This window comes from Pseudomonas quasicaspiana, from assembly GCF_021147825.1.
In the GTDB taxonomy this organism is placed as follows: domain Bacteria; phylum Pseudomonadota; class Gammaproteobacteria; order Pseudomonadales; family Pseudomonadaceae; genus Aquipseudomonas; species Aquipseudomonas quasicaspiana.
Genome location: NZ_JAGTPI010000006.1, coordinates 22,100 through 39,977 on the forward strand (window position 1 = coordinate 22,100; position 17,878 = coordinate 39,977).

At 54.7% G+C, this 17,878-nt stretch carries 22 protein-coding genes; 11 read left to right on the top strand and 11 right to left on the bottom strand.

Annotation, left to right across the window (positions count from 1 at the left end):
- Positions 1-324: 324 nt before the first annotated feature.
- Both uraH and KDX30_RS06010 read right to left on the bottom strand, forming a co-directional pair.
- Positions 325-735 (bottom strand): hydroxyisourate hydrolase, encoded by a 411-nt coding sequence (gene uraH, locus KDX30_RS06005; protein ID WP_027900118.1) that lies wholly within the window; start codon positions 733-735, stop codon positions 325-327.
- Positions 736-750: 15 nt separating this feature from the next.
- Positions 751-1,251, bottom strand: coding sequence for a GlcG/HbpS family heme-binding protein (locus KDX30_RS06010; RefSeq protein ID WP_122708475.1), 501 nt, complete (start codon positions 1,249-1,251; stop codon positions 751-753).
- Positions 1,252-1,397: 146 nt separating this feature from the next.
- Between KDX30_RS06010 and KDX30_RS06015 the strand changes: the two genes are divergently transcribed.
- The 3 genes from KDX30_RS06015 to KDX30_RS06025 all read left to right on the top strand — a co-directional run bounded on the left by KDX30_RS06015 (position 1,398) and on the right by KDX30_RS06025 (position 4,540).
- Positions 1,398-2,069: a heavy metal response regulator transcription factor gene (locus KDX30_RS06015; protein WP_087274254.1), complete on the top strand. Its 672-nt coding sequence runs from the start codon at positions 1,398-1,400 to the stop codon at positions 2,067-2,069.
- Entirely contained in the window at positions 2,066-3,610 is a 1,545-nt protein-coding gene (locus KDX30_RS06020) for an ATP-binding protein (protein WP_231675254.1), read from the top strand. The genes KDX30_RS06015 and KDX30_RS06020 overlap by 4 nt, the downstream gene beginning before the upstream one ends.
- Positions 3,611-3,787: 177 nt before the next feature.
- Positions 3,788-4,540 carry a substrate-binding periplasmic protein gene (locus tag KDX30_RS06025; protein WP_231675255.1) on the top strand — a complete coding sequence of 251 codons (753 nt, stop codon included), beginning with the start codon at positions 3,788-3,790 and terminating at the stop codon, positions 4,538-4,540.
- A 134-nt stretch (positions 4,541-4,674) separates the two neighbouring features.
- Here KDX30_RS06025 and KDX30_RS06030 read toward each other — a convergent pair whose 3' ends face one another.
- Complete coding sequence (locus KDX30_RS06030; RefSeq protein WP_231675256.1) at positions 4,675-5,166, bottom strand: hypothetical protein; 492 nt, start codon at positions 5,164-5,166, stop codon at positions 4,675-4,677.
- Between the two features lie 2 nt (positions 5,167-5,168).
- Positions 5,169-6,350, bottom strand: coding sequence for an FAD-dependent monooxygenase (locus tag KDX30_RS06035; protein WP_231675257.1), 1,182 nt, complete (start codon positions 6,348-6,350; stop codon positions 5,169-5,171).
- A gap of 319 nt (positions 6,351-6,669) precedes the next feature.
- Between KDX30_RS06035 and KDX30_RS06040 the strand changes: the two genes are divergently transcribed.
- From KDX30_RS06040 to KDX30_RS06050, 3 genes are all read left to right on the top strand, one after another.
- Positions 6,670-6,891, top strand: a complete 222-nt coding sequence (locus KDX30_RS06040) for a VOC family protein (protein ID WP_406643759.1) — start codon at positions 6,670-6,672, stop codon at positions 6,889-6,891.
- A gap of 51 nt (positions 6,892-6,942) precedes the next feature.
- Entirely contained in the window at positions 6,943-7,974 is a 1,032-nt protein-coding gene (locus tag KDX30_RS06045; protein WP_231675258.1) for a leucine-rich repeat domain-containing protein, read from the top strand.
- A gap of 432 nt (positions 7,975-8,406) precedes the next feature.
- Positions 8,407-8,772: an SMI1/KNR4 family protein gene (locus KDX30_RS06050; RefSeq protein ID WP_231675259.1), complete on the top strand. Its 366-nt coding sequence runs from the start codon at positions 8,407-8,409 to the stop codon at positions 8,770-8,772.
- Positions 8,773-8,816: 44 nt separating this feature from the next.
- Here the strand turns inward: KDX30_RS06050 and KDX30_RS06055 are convergent, their stop codons facing one another.
- The 3 genes from KDX30_RS06055 to KDX30_RS06065 all read right to left on the bottom strand — a co-directional run bounded on the left by KDX30_RS06055 (position 8,817) and on the right by KDX30_RS06065 (position 9,948).
- Entirely contained in the window at positions 8,817-9,116 is a 300-nt protein-coding gene (locus tag KDX30_RS06055) for a hypothetical protein (RefSeq protein ID WP_231675260.1), read from the bottom strand.
- A gap of 88 nt (positions 9,117-9,204) precedes the next feature.
- Positions 9,205-9,447: a hypothetical protein gene (locus KDX30_RS06060; protein WP_231675261.1), complete on the bottom strand. Its 243-nt coding sequence runs from the start codon at positions 9,445-9,447 to the stop codon at positions 9,205-9,207.
- Between the two features lie 96 nt (positions 9,448-9,543).
- Complete coding sequence (locus KDX30_RS06065) at positions 9,544-9,948, bottom strand: hypothetical protein (protein ID WP_231675262.1); 405 nt, start codon at positions 9,946-9,948, stop codon at positions 9,544-9,546.
- 281 nt (positions 9,949-10,229) lie between these two features.
- On the opposite strand from KDX30_RS06065, the gene KDX30_RS06070 reads away from it, so the two are divergent.
- The 3 genes from KDX30_RS06070 to KDX30_RS06080 all read left to right on the top strand — a co-directional run bounded on the left by KDX30_RS06070 (position 10,230) and on the right by KDX30_RS06080 (position 13,037).
- A complete protein-coding gene (locus tag KDX30_RS06070; RefSeq protein WP_099270565.1) occupies positions 10,230-10,541 on the top strand; it encodes a hypothetical protein in 312 nt (103 codons plus the stop codon).
- A 246-nt stretch (positions 10,542-10,787) separates the two neighbouring features.
- Positions 10,788-12,005, top strand: coding sequence for a DUF1444 family protein (locus tag KDX30_RS06075; protein ID WP_231675263.1), 1,218 nt, complete (start codon positions 10,788-10,790; stop codon positions 12,003-12,005).
- Between the two features lie 216 nt (positions 12,006-12,221).
- Entirely contained in the window at positions 12,222-13,037 is an 816-nt protein-coding gene (locus KDX30_RS06080; RefSeq protein ID WP_231675264.1) for a hypothetical protein, read from the top strand.
- Between the two features lie 373 nt (positions 13,038-13,410).
- Here KDX30_RS06080 and KDX30_RS06085 read toward each other — a convergent pair whose 3' ends face one another.
- On the bottom strand, positions 13,411-14,139 hold the full coding sequence (locus KDX30_RS06085) for an SMI1/KNR4 family protein (protein WP_231675265.1): 729 nt from the start codon (positions 14,137-14,139) through the stop codon (positions 13,411-13,413).
- 43 nt (positions 14,140-14,182) lie between these two features.
- Positions 14,183-14,953 carry an SDR family NAD(P)-dependent oxidoreductase gene (locus KDX30_RS06090; RefSeq protein WP_231675266.1) on the bottom strand — a complete coding sequence of 257 codons (771 nt, stop codon included), beginning with the start codon at positions 14,951-14,953 and terminating at the stop codon, positions 14,183-14,185.
- Positions 14,954-15,097: 144 nt separating this feature from the next.
- Here KDX30_RS06090 and KDX30_RS06095 point away from each other — a divergent pair, with 144 nt between their 5' ends.
- Positions 15,098-15,538 carry a hypothetical protein gene (locus KDX30_RS06095; protein ID WP_231675267.1) on the top strand — a complete coding sequence of 147 codons (441 nt, stop codon included), beginning with the start codon at positions 15,098-15,100 and terminating at the stop codon, positions 15,536-15,538.
- 243 nt (positions 15,539-15,781) lie between these two features.
- Positions 15,782-16,261, top strand: a complete 480-nt coding sequence (locus KDX30_RS06100; protein ID WP_231675268.1) for a DUF6882 domain-containing protein — start codon at positions 15,782-15,784, stop codon at positions 16,259-16,261.
- Positions 16,262-16,506: 245 nt separating this feature from the next.
- On the opposite strand, the gene KDX30_RS06105 is transcribed toward KDX30_RS06100, so the two are convergent.
- Together KDX30_RS06105 and KDX30_RS06110 are read right to left on the bottom strand one after the other, a co-directional pair.
- Entirely contained in the window at positions 16,507-16,851 is a 345-nt protein-coding gene (locus KDX30_RS06105) for a hypothetical protein (RefSeq protein WP_231675269.1), read from the bottom strand.
- Between the two features lie 410 nt (positions 16,852-17,261).
- Positions 17,262-17,846 carry an imm11 family protein gene (locus KDX30_RS06110; protein WP_231675270.1) on the bottom strand — a complete coding sequence of 195 codons (585 nt, stop codon included), beginning with the start codon at positions 17,844-17,846 and terminating at the stop codon, positions 17,262-17,264.
- Positions 17,847-17,878: the final 32 nt, after the last annotated feature.

Genomic DNA, 17,878 nt, shown 5'->3' on the forward strand with positions numbered 1-17,878 from the left:
GCGATGTGGTGCGTCAGGCAAAACGCCTTCGCAGCCTTCGGCAGCTCCTACAAGGGAATGCGATGCTTATTATTTGGAGCCGAGCTTGCTCGCGGTGAACGATGACGCGGTATGCCTGATACACCGAAGTGTCTGAATCGTCGGAATGCCGCCCAGACCAAGCCCAGCTCCCACAGATACGGAGTTCGCTTTAAATATTCGGCGCTTGCTCATGTCGGTGCTGCGCTGTTATCTCTGCAGGAATGCATTCCCCTGTGGGAGCCGAGCTTGCTCGCGATGAACGATGGCGCTTATGTCAGATCCATCCACGCAACAATGCGCCTACTAGCTCCCGCGATACGTCGAGAACCCATAAGGGCTGATTAGCAGCGGAATGTGGTAATGCGGCAAGCTGCCGTCCACATTGAAGATCACCGGTACTTCCGGAAAGAAACTCGCCGTCTGGTGCTTCTGGAACCATTCACCTGTCTTGAACGTTACGCGATAGGTGCCTTTCTCCAGCGTCTTGCCTTCCGGGTACAGTCCGGTAATTCGGCCTTGCTCATTGGTGACGCCTTTATTCAGCGTGCTCCAGCCCTGACCTTCCTGCTTTTCCAGCGTCACGCTGACATCGGAGGAGGGCAGGCCGTCCTGCAGGTTCAGCACGTGTACGCTCAGCGGATTACCCGCGGCCAGCGCGATGGACGAAAGGCCGCTCAATACAGCGCCTGCAATCAGTGTTTTGAACATGTTCATATGTGATATTCCAGATTATTTGAGGTTGGGTAAAACGTGAGCGATGCCTTTCAGCGCGCAGCCTTCATCGACTTCCGCACCACCTGCACCCGCAACGCCGATAGCGCCGATAACCTGATCGCCCACCTTTAACGGCACGCCACCGCCTAACAGCAGCAGCTCATCAAGGGTGTTGAGGTTCTCGGCTTCGGGGTTGTTGCGAGCGCGTTCGGACAGCAGTCGCGTCGGGGTTTTGGTCGACAGCGCAGTAAAGGCTTTGCGTTGCGCCGCGAGCGTGTTGTGCGGGCCAACATTGTCGTCGCGCTGCACGGCAACCAGATTGCCGCCGCGATCAACCACCGCAGCGACAGCGGTTTTGCCATCGGCGTGACAGGCCGCCAAGGTTGCACTCAGCAGGTCATTGGCAAGCTTCAGGGTGACATCCGGACGCTGGGCGACGTTCGGCACATCGGCCAGCGCGACGCCGGACCCCATGGCCAGTGTCAATAAAGAAAGGGTGACGCTTCGGATCAGCATGCAAATCTCCGGTTCAGGCTCGGCTGAGCAATTGCCAGCCATACTGCCCAAGCCTTCCGCACAAACTGATTGCCTGCGGATTACGTATTTGTAATGAGATGGGGCGGCGTATCGGCTTACGCTATGCATCAGTGGCGGAGGACTTAATGCGTATCCTGGTGGTTGAAGACGAAGCGAAAACAGCGGATTACCTGCGCAAAGGGCTGGGGGAATCCGGCTATCTGGTGGAAGTGGCCTTGAACGGTCTGGACGGGCTGCATCTGGTTCAGGAAAGCGAGTTCGACCTGATCATCCTCGACGTCATGTTGCCCGGCCTCGACGGCTGGCAACTGCTGCAGATCATTCGCCGTAAATGGCAGACACCGGTGCTGTTCCTCACTGCACGCGACGCCGTGGAAGATCGCGTCAAAGGCCTCGAACTGGGTGCCGATGATTATCTGGTGAAACCCTTTTCCTACGCGGAGCTGCTGGCCCGGGTTCGCACTTTGTTGCGTCGCGGTCCGCCTCGTGAAGTGGAACAGTTTCAGATCGCCGATCTGCACCTTGACCTGCTCAAGCGCAAAGTCACCCGTAATGGCGAACGCCTGAACCTGACCAACAAGGAATTCGCACTGCTGCATCTTCTGCTCAGTCGGGAAGGCGAAGTCCTGTCCCGTGCGCTGATTGCCTCCCACGTCTGGCAAATGAATTTCGACAGCGATACCAACGTGGTCGACGTCGCGATTCGGCGGCTGCGTGCCAAAGTCGACGACCCCTACCAAGCGAAACTTATCCACACCGTGCGCGGCATTGGTTACCTGCTGGAGCTGCAGCAATGACCCTGTGGCCCCGAACCCTGAGCCTGCGCCTGGCGTTCATGTTCGCTTTGGTCAGCGTGCTGCTTTTAGGCGCTGTCGGCTTTTACCTCTATCAATCCCTGCAACGCGAAATCACCTGGCGCGATGATCAAGCGCTCCTCGGTCGCGTGCAGCGCATGCAGGCGCTGATCACTGACAGCGACAGCATCGACACCCTGCGCAAACGCCCGCAGCTTTACGAAAACATGCTGGGCAATCGCGATAACGTGCTGTGGATTGTCGATGACGCCGGGCAACTGCTCATCGACGTCAACCCGCTTGCCCTGCCAGTGCCCGAGTTGCCAGCAGCGCCTTCGCCACAGTTGGGTGATAGCCCGGGTGACAAGTCGTTGCGGCTGGCGTGGCTCGATGTGCCAGGCGCCGATCGACACCTCAAGTTGATCGCTGGAAAGCTGGTCAACGAGCGCGAGCAAATGCTCAGCGCCTACCGCATGAAAATCTGCATAGCCTTGCTGGTAGGCGCAGTATTGGCGTTCTTGTTGGGCTGGATGGTCAGCCAGAGGGGGCTGCGCCCGGTTCGACAACTGGCGACACGTGCTGCCAGCATCGATGCGCAACACCTGCACCTGCGCTTGCAGGCGTTCAAGGACGTCAACGAACTGAGCGCCCTGAGTCACGCCCTCAACCAGATGCTCGCCCGCCTCGAAGACGGTTTCGCTCAGCTCACCCGCTTTTCCGAAGACCTCGCCCATGAAATGCGCACACCGCTGAGCAACCTCATGGGGCAAACCCAACAGGCACTGGGCCGGGGCCGCTCGCCTGAGGTCTATCAGGAACTGCTGGTTTCCAATCAGGAAGAGTACGAACGTCTGGCGCGCATGATCGACAGCATGTTGTTCCTGGCGCGTACCGAACAGCCCAAATCCTCGATCAACCGCCAAAAGATCGACCTTTACGCGATGGTCGCTCAGTTGTGCGATTACTTCGAAGGCATGGGCGAAGACCGTGGCATCGAGCTGATCAATAGGAGCCGCCCCAGTGTCACTGACACCCCGCTGTCGTGCGGCAAACACGGGCTTGTGGGAGCGAGGCTTGCCCGCGAAGCCGTCGACTCGGTAAGTCACGCACACCACGCTATCGTTCTTCGCGGGCAAGCCTCGCTCCAACAGAAAGACCAGGTTTATCCAGATGGTTATTCCGTGTTTGATAAGAGCCAGTGCACGCTAAACGCCGACCCGGAATTACTGCGTCGCGCACTGGCCAACCTGATCGCCAACGCCCTGCGTTACGCCACGCCGAACACCCCGGTCACCATCGGCAGTACGCTCAGCGATGCTGGTTTAGAGATATACGTCCACAACGTCGGCGAACCTATCGGCGCAGAACATCTGCCGCATCTTTTTGAGCGCTTTTATCGCTGCGATCCTTCCCGTAACCAGCCCGGCGACTCGGGCGGACTGGGTCTGGCCATCGTGCGCTCGATCATGCAAGCCCACGGAGGACAGGTCACCGTCACAAGTGAAAGCGCCGGGACCGTTTTCACGCTGGTTCTGCCGACCTGAAGTTCACCTTCCTGAGCGGTGCTAAACCCGCTCTGCCCAGGTTTATCGCTGAAGAAACGTGATAAATCTCACCGTTTGCGGCGTGGTTCAAGGGGGTAGATGTCTGGAAGGGTCTATGCTGAGTTTGACCTTGCAGACAAGGTCGACCCTTCGCGCACAGCCTACCAGGCAGAACACGTGAGACATTCGATACCCAACGCAGCCTTGCTCTGCCTCTGCCTGTTACTCGGCACGCCCGTCAGGGCCGATCACTATCAGGTCGTGACCGAAGAGTGGGCGCCGTACAACTATGTGGAAAACAACCAACTCACCGGCATGACCACCGAAATCGTTCGGGCCATCATGGCGCTCACCGGAGACAACTTCGACATCGTGCTGCTACCGAGTATGCGCGCCAGCTACGCACTGAACGCCCGCCCCAAAACCATCATGTACTCCATGTTCCGCACCACCGAGCGCGAGCCGTTATACAAATGGGTCGGTCCCATCGTCGAGGAATCGATACATCCTTACCAAATGGCCGATGCTCCGCCGTTAAACACTCTGGAACAACTCCGCCAGGCGCCAATGGTCACCACCCGACACGCCGGTCTGGTGCCCGACACCCTGCAAGCCCTCAACTTCACCAACCTCGACAAAACCGCCACCCAAAGCCCTCAGCTTTACCGCATGCTCCTTGCCGGGCGCACCGACGTCATCGTCGGCGATACCGATGCAGGCGTCGCTTACTACACCCGCCAACTGAAAATCCCGCCGGGCACGCTGAGGCGGATACCGGTGGAGGTGTACCGATCTTCGTTGTACATAGCGTTCAGTCTGGATTGTGATGATGAGGTGGTGACGGGATGGAGGAGGGCGTTGGAGAAGCTGCGAAAGTCGGGGGAGTTGGGGCGGATTCAGGGGCGGTATGAGGGGTTGGGTGATTTGTGATGCTTTAAATCTGATCTGATGGGCTGGGAAAATGAAACTGATCAACCACGGGCGACAGATGGTGTTTGATCAGCATTTCGATTTTTAAGAATGGGCGTGACCTTTGTCGTCCCTCGCTACCGCTGAGCGATCTGTTACACAGCCTCTGCGCATTTGCGAAGTGCTGCCTTGATTTCCCTCACCAGTCCAACGAACTCTTGCACTAGAGCTGCGAGCTGAACAGGATTTGAGGCTGAAGGTCTTGGGTATGGCGGCGGGCCTGAGAACGGACTGCGGACAAAGCCTGGGTCTTCCTTGCGCTTTCCCTCATAGGCAAGCACAGCAAAGTTAGACCCGATATATCCTTCAGGGCCGAGCCCCGAAATCATGAACTCGAGACCACCGCGCTGCTTTACGAGCAACGCCTTCCATTCAATCGCGCCAATCTTTTCTGACTCGATCTCAAATGATCGATCGCGACTGTCGTAGCGTATGGAAGCCCCAGCTGCTTCGAAGGCGCTAAGTAGCTCTTTTTTCGATGCAGTAAATGATGAACCAGGAACTAGAGGGAAGCGATCACACAACGCCCAATATTTGTCTGGAAAGTCGAGTGTGGCGAGGAGACAGAGAAACGCGTCGTTAAGCACAGTTAATAGCTCGGTAGTTTGAACGACTGTAGAGCTGGAGTAAGCGATTTCGCTGCACGCTTGCTAATAACAGGACTTGTAACAATCCGCTGCACGGTACGGAGCAAGGTGATCCCCACGCGGCTGCGAGGGTGGGTCAGGCGGGGGACGATCTTCGGGATGTTCTGCGACTTTTCGACAACGGGTCGCATGACGCTCTCATAAGCTGCAAACGCAGCAGAAAGATCATGGGATTTCGAGAGTTCGCCAGCCAGCACGTATGCGCCTACAAGGGCCAGTGAAGCTCCAACCCCTCCCAGTGGGGTGACGCACCAGGCGGCGTCGCCGGTGAGAACCACATGACCCGCCGACCACCGCTTGATCTTCACCTGCCGCAGATCGTCGAACCAGAAGTCGTCGGCTGCCTCCATGCCCGAGAGCAGGCGTGGTACTTCCCATCCTGCACCTTCGAAATGCGTTTTCAGAAAAGCCTTCTGCTGGGCGATAGTCCTGACGGTTGCCACGTTTCGCTGCCCCTGAATGTTGAAGAAGGCGCGGGTGGTACCACTATTGTCCGGGCGCACGCCTGCGCTTCGACCGCCGGGAGCGTTATACCAACGTGCGGTCTCACTGTCCGTCGAAGCGCGTGGCACGGTGAAGAATGCAGTCGCCAGATCCATCCAGCGAGGTGTGTTCTCTTCGGGAAACACCATGTCGCGAGTGTACGAGCCAACGCCTTCGGCTACGATCACCAGATCAAAGCGCTCCTCGGTGCCGCTCTCGAACCGGACAATCGCTCCCTTTTCATCCTGTACAACGGCAGTGACCCGCTCCCCGAAGCGATACTCGGTGTGAGGCAATGATGCTTCGTAGATGAGACGAGCCAAATCGCCGCGCAATATCTCCAGCTCGGCGGTAGGGCCGTCTCCTTCCAGATCAGCCAGGTCAATACGAGCCACGGTCGTGTTTTGGTTGTCGACCCACGCTATTCCACGCTCGCCAGTATTGTGATCTCTAACCGCTTGCTCAAGCCCCATAAGCCGCAGCACCTCCCGGGCCGGGCCCCGGACATCAACATTCTGCCCACCGTCCCGAAAGGCTGGCGCCTGCTCGACGACCGTGACATCGCAGTTCTGCTGAGCCAGCCACCAAGCGGTGGCGCAGCCTGCGATGCTGGCTCCTGTGATGAGAATGCGGCGTGACATCTGGCTTTCTCCGTGAAGTTTTATAGGGCCGTATTCCGGGTTAGCTCGACGGGCCATTAGTCGCTATTGGCACAGGCAATACTGAACGGGTGAGCGCTTGTGATCACGTCCAGGGGCGACCGTGTTCCCGATATAGCCTGACCGCAAATGCCGATTGCTGAATTTATAAGAAGTCACCGTCCGGGCATCCCGCCTTTACGATCTCTTGGGTGGATGATTCTGATATGTGGCACCGGGGGCTGAGCTTCATTGCAGCCAAAGCTGACATTTCATCCTGTCTGATCTACATTCTAGCCGTCCATCTGTTTCAGGCGATCTCATGCTGACCGGATTCAATCATCTCATCCTCGCCGTATGCAGCTTGCTAAGCAGCATTGCCTTTTATGAGGAAACGCTAGGCTTCAAGTTGTCTGCACGCTGGAAGACTGGGGCGTATCTTAGCCTGGGTGATCTCTGGTGCGGACTTCCCTATGTGCCTTCATTGGAAGAGGATCGCAAGCGGATTCGAGTCGCTCCAGAGCGGCCGAAACCGACGTTGTGAATGCCGTCACTCCTGACATCGACCCTTACTCTCTGCTAAAAAGGCTGTGCCATGTTGCCCCAACGTATCCAATCACCTTCGTTGCACGACCTGCAAACCACCGTGGCCGAACTGCTCGGCAACAGTGACGAACACGTCGTGGTGCAGTTCTCGGCGCCCGAGCAATACCCGGCACCGATATTGACAGCGTTGGATGCCTTGTGCGCACAACACGGCCATCGCCTCGACGTGCGCTTCTACGGGCACTACGCCGCCGACCAGCCCTTCGACGGTCGCACACTCGAAGCCCTGCCTAATGTGCAGACCTTGACCCTCGATTGCCTCTATCACGCCGAACGGCTTGAGACGCTGGCAAGCCTTGAGCACCTGCGCAGTCTGGCGCTTGGCGTGGACAAGCTTGACCTGAACCCGATATTGGCCTTTAGCAACTTGCAAAACCTGACCATGCTGCGGGTTTTCCAGGAAGTGGGGCCAAAGCTGGACCTCGCTTCGGTCAGCCGCCTGCCCCACCTGCGGGTGCTGCACCTGAATGCAAAAACCCAGGGGCTGAAGCCGCTGGAAGCGCTTACTGGACTGACCGAACTCAGCCTGTACCGACAGCCGGCCACTACCACGTTTGAGGTGATCTCGAAGTTACCCGGTTTGGAGACTCTTTCAATCGGATTTGGCAGCCGTGAGGCGATGCCGGAGTTGTTCAGTGACAGCGTTACGCACTTGAGCCTGCTCCGGGTCCGCGGGTTGCAAGCGCTGGAGCCTGGACGCTTTCCCAGGCTTGAGGTGTTGGAGATTGAGGATCAGCCGCACTTGGGTGAGCTGGTTTTCGGGGCGGGTAGCAGGTTGCGGGCGTTGCGTTTGGCTAATCTCAAGTCGCTTGGGCGAATTGACGGGTTGAGCGAAGCGCCGATTGGCAAGTTGTCGATTTATAAAACGCCGGAGTTGGATTTGCTGGCTTTGCTTGATCAGCCGTTGCCAGAGTTGAAAGCTGTGCGGTTGGTGAGTGGTAAGCGGGGGGTTGATCAGGAGATTGAGGCGAGGCGCGAGACGCTAGGGCTCGCGTTGGTGAAAGGGATTTTTGAAGGGTGAGAGAGGTTGGTTTACCGGGCTTCAGCCTATTGTGCTCGCTTAATGTGAGCGTCTGGCAGATACACCTTGCTGATAGCTGAATTGCCGCCTTTCGGCGCGAATTACAGCCTTTTAAAGTCGCGTGATAGAACTACCAGCTTCATGATCAGAAGTTGGCCAGTTCACTGTGGTCGATTGATCGCCAAACGACAGATCGATAACCGCCGACTTTTCAGTCGACCGTTTTGGCGTAGATTTCACTGGAATAAAAGCTGATAGCATCGCTGGTGGCTGATCTCGGTACAGCGGCATCCACTTTCGAATCACGTTAGCGTTGATGCAATGGCTGACGGCGTAGTGTGCAGCCGCCGCTATCGACTCAAAGCGGACTCCTGCACTTTCTGATTGAATAAGCTAATCACATGATACTGATCAACACTCGGACTTGAACGAATGACAGACGATCCTTTTCGTATCCCAACAGATGCTGAAATTGCTGACGCGGAGAGCAGGCTCAGCTTTCGCTTTCCCGATCAATATATCCAGTTCCTGAAAGGTGGCAGCGATGTCGCAAACGCCGTATTTGAACCCGCGTTGATTTTGAGCGGATGCAGCCATCTGGATATCTTTGAAATTGCTGAAGCCGCCTGGGCTCAGGGCTTGTCGCGGGATTGGTTGCCTTTCATTGAGGATAACAGCGACTACTTCTGCATATCGCAGGCAGGTGCTGTTCGATACTGGTCACACAACGGAAGTACAGACGAAAGCTGGCCAACCTTTGCGGCGTGGTTCGAACAGGTCTGCGTAGCTCTTGAGTGACCTGGAGTGCGTCTCCCCAAAAAATCTTGCTGTCGCAGCCTGATTCAAACGGGAAGGAACGCTAACGTATCAGGGTCGATCTCGGCGTAGCTTCCCAAGTCTCCCTTATAGAGCCTGATTCTGGAGACCCCTAACTCCGCCTGCAAGAAAGAGACAAGCGGCCCAAGATTACCGTTGGTATGCATCGTAGCCGGACTGATGACTATCGCCCGCCCAGGCTCGTCATCGTAAGTTCTGATCAGGAACATTTTTCCTTCGTGCTCTACGCTGTAATTGTATCCACGGTACTCGTACTCCAGATCAAGGTCGACATCGTCAAAACGGACAGATTTCACTATCTTCACGGCAGGAACCAATATTTGGGTTTACGAGAGGATCGTCTAGTGAAACGCTTCTTTCAGCCGCTCTGGATGTTCTGCCAGGCATTTAGCCTCACTCTCGGGGGCTCATTTTCCACCAGACAACTGATGCTGTGATGACTGCACCGATTATGGTTGCTGGCAAGACAACCATGATTCCAATGATGCCAAGACCAAAGTCGTCTGCCAGCTCAGCTCTTGACGTGGCTCCCGTGTTAGCCATCTCAAACAACACTGCCGCTTCACTAAATAACCATTCGAATGATGGGAGTGCAATGAGAAAGGCCAGTGTCGTAATCGCAACGCGCTTGATCATTCCTGATACCTAATGATGAGAGTGCACTGGATCCCGTGTAAATCAGGCGGCTTCCAGGCGATGCCAACACCTAAAGGCTGTATTGAGTCTAGAGCTTTACTTCGCGACAGCTGCGCGCTTGTACTGCTCGTTCCACCAGACGACAAGTTCAGCATGTTGTTCATGAGTGACCCACGCCACATTCGTTTGGTCTGTTGGGTCGCCCCCGCAGGCTAACGGCTTCACATACCACTTGATCTTCCCTGTGAACTGCTCGTCAGGCTCCAGCGAAATCTGCTGGGGCAGCTCATACGGTGTAATACAGGACACATCAAGTGGCAGCGTTGGAACCGTAAACATTACTCCGCAGGAGTTGATGACTACAAAGTCATCCCAACTCTTCAGGCCCAGTAGCGTGTAGCCCCGCAGGTAATGGTCAAACCGGTAGGCTTTCATCGCAGCGAAGCTTTCATCCTGTGTGAGCACGATGAGGTAATCGTCGTTTTGCCAACCTTCGTTCATAAAATATTTACTCACTTCCAGGATTCGTTTCGCTATCAACGGCTCATGGCTGCAAGCCGCCTGTCAGTACATATGATATTGCCCATCACCGCGAGGAGTTTTGCTGGACCGTGATAACGAGAACCGCCAAATTTCCCACGATACCGAGAACCGCCCACGCAGTGAAATCCCCCCTAAATCAAGCGACACTCGAAATGCCCGCTTTTTCCAACCAGATCGCTCATCGCCATGTACCAGTATTATTATGCCGATGCCCGGACAGTTCATACTTAGGTTGATATATGGCCAGAAGCGTTAGGCTTCAGAAGAAACTTCATTCGCAGCATCTCATTGAGATAGCGGGAGAGGTGGTGCTTGATGAATGCCTTGTTGAAAATCTATGGGCGCTTAACAGCGGTGACAGATTTGAGTTGAACTCACGCTCCTGCAGTTTTGGAACCGTCCAGAAATACCACCTGGAATACGTGATAACGAGAGGCCCGCTACCTGGGCACTGGCTCTACAAAGAATTTGACCCAGAGGAGCTGACATTGTTTTTTACGGCAAAAGACTTTGTCGGCATTTGCCATGGCTGGACCTTGTTTGACGATTGACCGTTCGGCGTTAGCTTTCTGGGAGGCAGCTTCTGGCTGATGTCTGCCTATCGTGAAAGGCGGGCATTTGCAATAAAATAACGCCCGTCCGGGTTGTAGGATTCATAAAATTAGCTCCAGGTGTACGACCCTGTTTTTCATCTGAGACCCGTCGATATAGAAAGCAGCCGTTCAAGCTGTGAACAAGTTTAGCCTCGCCCAACCCACCCTGTTTACAAATGCCTGCTGACACGAAGGATCCTGTGCATGCTCAAATCCCTGCTCGACAAAATCTTCAGTCGTCCTCTGACTCAGGAAGAATTTGCCAAAAAATTTATCGACTCAGCCCGCAAGGCTGGCTACAGCGAGGCCATGGACTTTCAGGCTAGCGAGTTTCGCATCCGTCATAACAATGGCTCGTACTTCAATCTTCATAACGCCTTTCACGACTATCAAAATGGAGACAAGACCCAGAAGGTCGCAATTCTGAATGGGTACGTATCGACTCTGTTGGTGTCTGGCCAGAGAACCGGGACGGTCTTTGAAAACGTGAAATCGCAATTACGTCCGGTGATTCGAAATCTTGCCATGCTTGAGGAAATTCGACTGGAGCACGCCAGAAATCATAGCGACAAGCGGCACGATGTCGTTTATCAGCCCTTGGGCCGCGACTGTGTGATTATGCTTGCCGTTGACTCTCCCGAGTCCACCGCCACCCTTACCAGCGGCCCTGAAGCGCAGTGGGGTGTCACAATGGATGAGGCAGTGGCGATCTCCATTGAGAACTTGCGCGATGCTACGCACGATGCCTTTGGTGAAATTATCCCTGGGCTTTACTCCGCGGAGTGGGCGGACGGATACGACAGCAGCAGAGTCTTGTTGCCAGATGTTCTACAGCGCGCACCCGTTAAAGGTCGACCGGTGTTCATGATCCCCAGTCGTGACGTCTTGATGGTCACGGGCGACAAGGACGAGCAAGGCATCCGTCAGATGGTCGAGCTTGGCTTCAAAGCGCTTGAGAGGGGCAGGGCAGTCTCCACCGACATTTATACCTATGACGGGCGCGATATCGTCCCATTTCACCCTGATGATGAAGCGGTCAATAACCGTCTGGCCACGCTGGAACATCTGCTGCTCCAGGGTAGCTACAGCAATCAGAAAGAGTTGCTCGATAAGGTCAATCTGGAAACGAGCGTCGATGTGTTTGTTGCCTCGTACCTTCTCTACGAGCTGACTGACCAGAACGGCAAAACCGTATCGATCAGCACTTGGACAAAAGATGTGCCGACCCTATTGCCCAAGAGTGATCGCATCGTGTTGGTTGACCCCTTTGAGGGTGGGGAGCCGACAGTCAAAACCGTTCTATGGAGCGAACTTGAATCCGAGCTTGGCGATCTGCTGACTACAGAAGCTGGCTATCCACCTCGCTATCGGACACTAGGATTCCCTTCAGCAGAGCAGCTTGATCGCCTGACTGCCTTGTGAATGACACTCCCAATTATCCAGCGAATGCAATTGATCAGATCCTTGGTGTCACTGACGGTGCCGCATTGTTGAGCAGGTTTGACGTCGAGGCCAAAGTCATTCCGGATAGCGCTCAACCGGGATGACTGCTTCTGGCACCATCCAGGCACCAGGATAATTTTGCGCAGTGGCAGGAGAAAGCAGGTGATCGCTAGAACCGACCGCAATAGGAACTCAATGAAGTCGACAGTCTGTAAGGCCATCGCCTGCATGCTACTCATGTTTTCCCTGCCCACATGGAGCAACCCCGATATCGTGGTGCTTGGTGACGACGCCCGCGTGTTATTGCTGAAACAATGCACGCAGCCATGCCGTTCCGGCGCGAACAGCGTAGCGACTGCGCCACTGGGCAGTTCCGCCTCAAGCATCGCCTCCCTTGGCCAGCGCGCGAAGCATGCGGTAATTGTGGTCGACGCAACACGAGGCCCACTGCAAATTATCCGTGAACATATCCTGATCGCCCGGCAGGCGGGAGTGCCCAGCCTATCTTTGTTGTTCGTCAACACCGGCCGAGTGAAAGACAGTGAATTGCTGAAGATGGAAGAGCAAGAGGCCCGGGCAGTGCTGAGCACCTATGACCTGAACGGCGATCAAGCTGCGCTGTTCACGGTCAAGACCTTGTGGCGCGGTGGCGATGAGTTAAGCGACGCTCTTGCTGCACTCAAAAATACCCCTGATCGGCCGGAGGAATCTCTCGCTTTTATCAACGGTCAGCAACTGGCGACGTTTATCTATCGGTTAACGCCGCTAGAGTCGAAGTGGACGTTGGCACTGCAAAAAGACAGTCCCGTCACCGTCTGGATAAACGGCCGCGTTAGCCAGGGGCGGGTGTCGTCGACCCATACCCTCAACCCTGGCGACAGCGGCGACATGTCGCTGCAACTTGGCGCGCCGGTTTCGGCGGCTACCGGCTCACGCTTTTTGCTGGAGCGGGAGGGCAGAATTATTGCGTTGGGGGTGGTGAAGGGAGTTGGTGTCCAGGCCGCACCTTAGACACTCAATCAGCATGCAAATAATCTCTGACAGGACTTCGGTGTAGTCTAATTCTATCGGTCGTTTCTGGCCGAATGCGAACCTTATGGACACTCTGGTCAGCTCCTCCGACAAGATCTCATGTGGCAGCGTTGAAGGCAGGTTTTTGCGGTAGGGAAAGAAGTTGTCGCCTGACCTCCAACGCTATAGCCCCATAGCCTTTCCCGATACCTTTCTTCGACACTGAATAGTCCTGCTGAGCAGAGATATCGCTCCCAGCGATCAACGGATTGAAGTTCTCGGTGTGTGATATCGGTGTCAATCTCGAACGCAATGAAATGTTCGGTTTGAGTGAGCAGTCGTCCAAACAAGCGAGGCATTACGCGCTCAGCTATCAATCAGGCCGGAACTCGACCGTTGCGCCCAAAGCCTCCAGCCGGTCACGCAATTGGCGCAGTTGAAGTCTGGTGCCACTTCCTGCCTTGAATTCAGGCGCGTCGGCAAGTGCCAGTGCTTCTTTCAATGACAATTTGCTCCCTTTGCTCCCTTTGCTGACTAGCTGAACGACCTTGAGCTTATGGAGACCAAAGGCAGTAACGATCAAGTCGCCGCTTTCAAAATCAGCCGGATCATAGACACTGATTTCAGGTGTCGATTGCTCCAGAAGCTCTGCTTCCTGACGCGCATCGATGACTTCACGCCAGTACTGATTCGCAGAGCCGATCTCCGCCATGATCAAGCGATTGAATTCGACGGCGTCATCATTCACTTCTGCCAATGCTTCCAGCAAACGGCGAAAAGCCATAATGCTCGGCGCTATCTGTATGGCGTCCCACCGACCTGCTCCGTGGGGTGCGGTATAGACGGGATAGCCGCTTGAAGCTTCGGTCGCGGCAATAAAAACCGGGTCATCCAGCCCGGTCATTGCGAGGACATACCAGTCGGGATTCCATTCGCCTTCAATGTCGGATACCAGGCTTTCGCCGGTATTCCCGTGGGTCCGGAAGCCAGCCTGAAAATCATCAAGACGATCCGGTTTGGCATAGTGCGTGGGTAAAAGAAGATCACCCACAACGACGCCATTGGTAAGAAATTCTCGGATGTCTTCGTGGGCCAGATTCATACGTCGATAGATCTCCATAGTCTTGAGTTGTCAGTGAAATAATTCACCAGACAATGGGTTCGTCGTTCCACGCCCAAAAGGTCCCGCTGTCGGACGGTCCATGCGCTCCTACCAACTCAATAATGCGGTCCGCCGAGAAAGCCGGTTCGAACAGTTGGCCTTCAGGCACGTTCGCCTGGAATGGCTTGGACAGATCCGTGTCAGTCGTGCCTGGGTGTATTGCCAGAACAGTAGACGCAGGGTTTAGGCGTTTTAATTCGATACTGGCCGTGTGTAGTAACTGGTTGAGTGCAGCCTTGCTGGCTCTGTAGCTGTACCAGCCACCCAATCGGTTATCGCCAATAGAGCCAACCCTCGCGGAGAGTGCCGCGAAGGTCGAGGGTTGCTTGCGCAATAACGGGAGCAGGTGTTTAAGCAGCAGGATTGGAGCAAAGGTGTTGGTCGCAAAGCTCGCTTGCATGCTCGCAAGGGTCAGTTGTGCCAGACCCTTTTCTGGTTTTGCGCCGTCCTGATGAAGAATGCCCAGCGCACTGATGACGAGGTGCAGATGATCGCATCCTTCAAGCGTCTCGCTCACGAGTGTTTCGAGGGATTGCTCATCGCGCGCGTCGCAGTCGGCTCGTTTCAGACGGTCGCCATATTGCTCTGCAAGCTTTCCCAGTTCTGTGGAGGTACTTGCCTTTCGTGCTACGGCCCAGACTTGAGCCACATCATCGCGAGCCAGCAAAGCCGCGCAGAGTGCCAGGCCGATACCTCGGCTGGCTCCGCAAACCAGCACGTGAGCTTCGCTGTTCAGTTCGGGTATCAAACTCATAAGGCACCTTGAGGGGCATGGCTGAAGTATTGTTTATGACTCAGTTTCCGTTAATGAGCTAATGAAGCTGACAAGTCAAAACCCAATACGTTGTGCCACTATATTATTCAACCTGGATGCAGTTTTTTAAATGAAGGAATAGAAATGGCTGAAATCAGCAAGGTGCCTGCCCATTTGGCAGAGGAGCTCAAAGGTTTGATCCATCAAGGGCTCGGCTTACTGAGCCTTACTCAGGATCATGCTCCGGCTGACGTGGTTGAGGCAATTACGGCGCGGGTGCGTGAGTGCAAAGCGAGTGGCACAACGTTGCCCGAAGACGAAATATTCGCGCTTGGCGCGTTGCTCGGCCAACAGTACGTAGAAGGGCAGGGCTGGCACTGGGGCGATGTCGTTTGGGATTATGATGAGACCACTGCGGCGGTCGGCGTGCTGAACCACGACAACTCATTGTTCATCAACCCTATTGGTTGGGTGGCTGAAGTGATGGAGTCCGAGGGCGGCGTCGGCTTCATGCTCAACTACAACATGGTCAGCGTGCACCAGGTTCCGGTATTCGAACCTGATAGCGCCACAGGCCTTTACTGACTGCTTACTCTGGAGGAGCGTGCGACTCAACTGAACGCTGGTTTATCCGCGCAATGAGTCGCTCGGCACTCGCCTTGCCTTACGGGTAGCCTTTCAGTGACAGGCAGCAAATGGTCGATATCCGTAGGTTATGCCTATAGGCCCGAAAGCAGACGATGCAATAAGGCAGAAATCGCTCAAATATCACGTATGGATTTCCGGGCTCAAAGGCGCGCACGGGCCGTAATGAACAAGGAAGAATTGATGTCGGAAGACACTTTTGACGTGCTGCTTGAAACGGCCATGGCCGGGTTGATGAGCAAGCAGGAAGCATTACAGCAACAGTATGGGTTGGGTGGCATGGCGCGCTGGTGGCTTGATCAGGACACCGCCTCTCTCAGTTTTTTCGATGAGCAGGACAGGAAGGTCGCCGAAGCGCTGATTATCAATATCGGCTCCTTTGTACCAAAGCACTCAAGCTGGAAATGGGCTTGGAGTAATCCAACCGTGCCTGACGCCCTTCGCGATCGGGCGTTGCCGCTCAAGGAGCTGGAAGCCATTACGGGTTTTCAACTGTTTGGCAACGAAGAGGCGTTTCCTGTCGAGGACGAAGCCATGGCTTGGGAGCTTGCTGCCTTTGCGGTTCAACACCTGGATGCAATGGGTTGCTACCGGGCACCTTCTTCGTCTGATGGTCCGACGGTTTATCTGGCAATTACCGAGCTGAAGCGCATCAGGCTCTGATGCATGAACGCGTGGACAACGGGGTGTGTTTGAGCGAACACAAAGTACCGGTGCACCGTAATGCCGTTGGATTCGAGCGAGGTGATCTGTTTGGCCTGACGCGCGAGCTCTTGCGCCCCCACCCACGCTCGACGAATCTTCTGCGCGGGACCCAATGGTCCTGGACGGCTTCGTCTGGCCGATCTCTGCCTCTCACGTAAGACCACTTCCGATTCAGAGCTGTCATTCGCTACTGGCAATTGAGTTCATGTGTCCACTTCATTTATCAGTTTGCGCCAGCCATCCCTTGCCTCCTGCTCCGAAGTAAAGACTTGTACTTTTGGATACCAGAACGGCCCCTCAGATACGATGCATTCCAAAGTTGAGTCCTGAAACGTAAAGACATAGTGGATGGCATCTTCTACAAACAGTCGCTTATCGTGTCGCGGATGAATGGCGTTTCTCTGCTCAAGCTCTGCCAGCCAGGGCGAATTATCCACCCGATGAATCTGGTATTGCTTGAGGCCAAGTCCAATCAATGGATGGCCGCCCAAAGCCTCATCGTTTGGCCAGCCGAACTGGATTTTTTTTACCAAGGGAAAATGGATCAAAACTATTTCCTCCCCATCGGCGCAGTACCGCAAACATAGCTGTGTGTCCGTGGCGAACACCACGGGTTCGGGCGACGTACTGGGCTGTGGCCAGAAGTCGAGCAGCACTACGGTCGGGAGTGTCATGGGAAGCCTGGTGAACGAAAGGGGTAAAGCAGAGTGCGAGAGGGACGTGTTGTCGTCAAACGTTTCTGATCGCGACAGGGCGCTTTTGGCGGTTCTCTACCAGCCGTTTGAGGCAGAAAACGTGATGTGCTTTTCGATCAAATTGCCCCCCGGGGTCATAGCTTTACTCCTGATCGCGCCAGATATAGGCTGACGACAAGTTGCTGACTCAATGCTGGCAGCCACGGCACCAATCATTTATCACAAGAACCGGAGTGATAAAGATTTCACAGCAGAATATCGTTCTAGCAAATCTTCTCCACATTCAGTCGAATTCCACTGTCCCTTGCAGCATTTACAACCGTTTCGGAGATGAGAGGATCAATCCATATAATTTTATCAACAAAGAAAAAGTCCAACCCTTTGACTTCTTGTTCATTGATGCATAATTTTTTTATACCCCTGACCTGATAATCCGTAGACAGCTCGCCGTTTGCAATCCTGTCTAAAATCATGGGTTTTCCTGAGTACTCGGAATTGAGATAATCAAAACAGATCAACTTGTTTTCAGCATGAGCCAGGAAATATCTATTTTCCGTTGCGCTTCCATTGAAATAGCTGGAATTTACCATGAGAAAATCCAGGGCAACCTTATGGCTGCTCAGTATTTCTTTCAATGGCTCCGACACGAAAAAAGCACCGCAAGTTGCAAGAAAGAAATCCGCCTTTAGCTTTTTCACACGCTTATCTAGCTTCAGGTTAACCCTGGTTTCGGCCAAAAAAAACTTCTTGCCCACCTGATAGTACTCTGGAAGCCTAGGGACGAACTCAACATCCGCATCGACGAGGCTGTCGGCTGTCCCTTCATGTCGAAGAACATAATATTGCATGGCTCATCTCCTAACGAGTAGATCGGGTACCT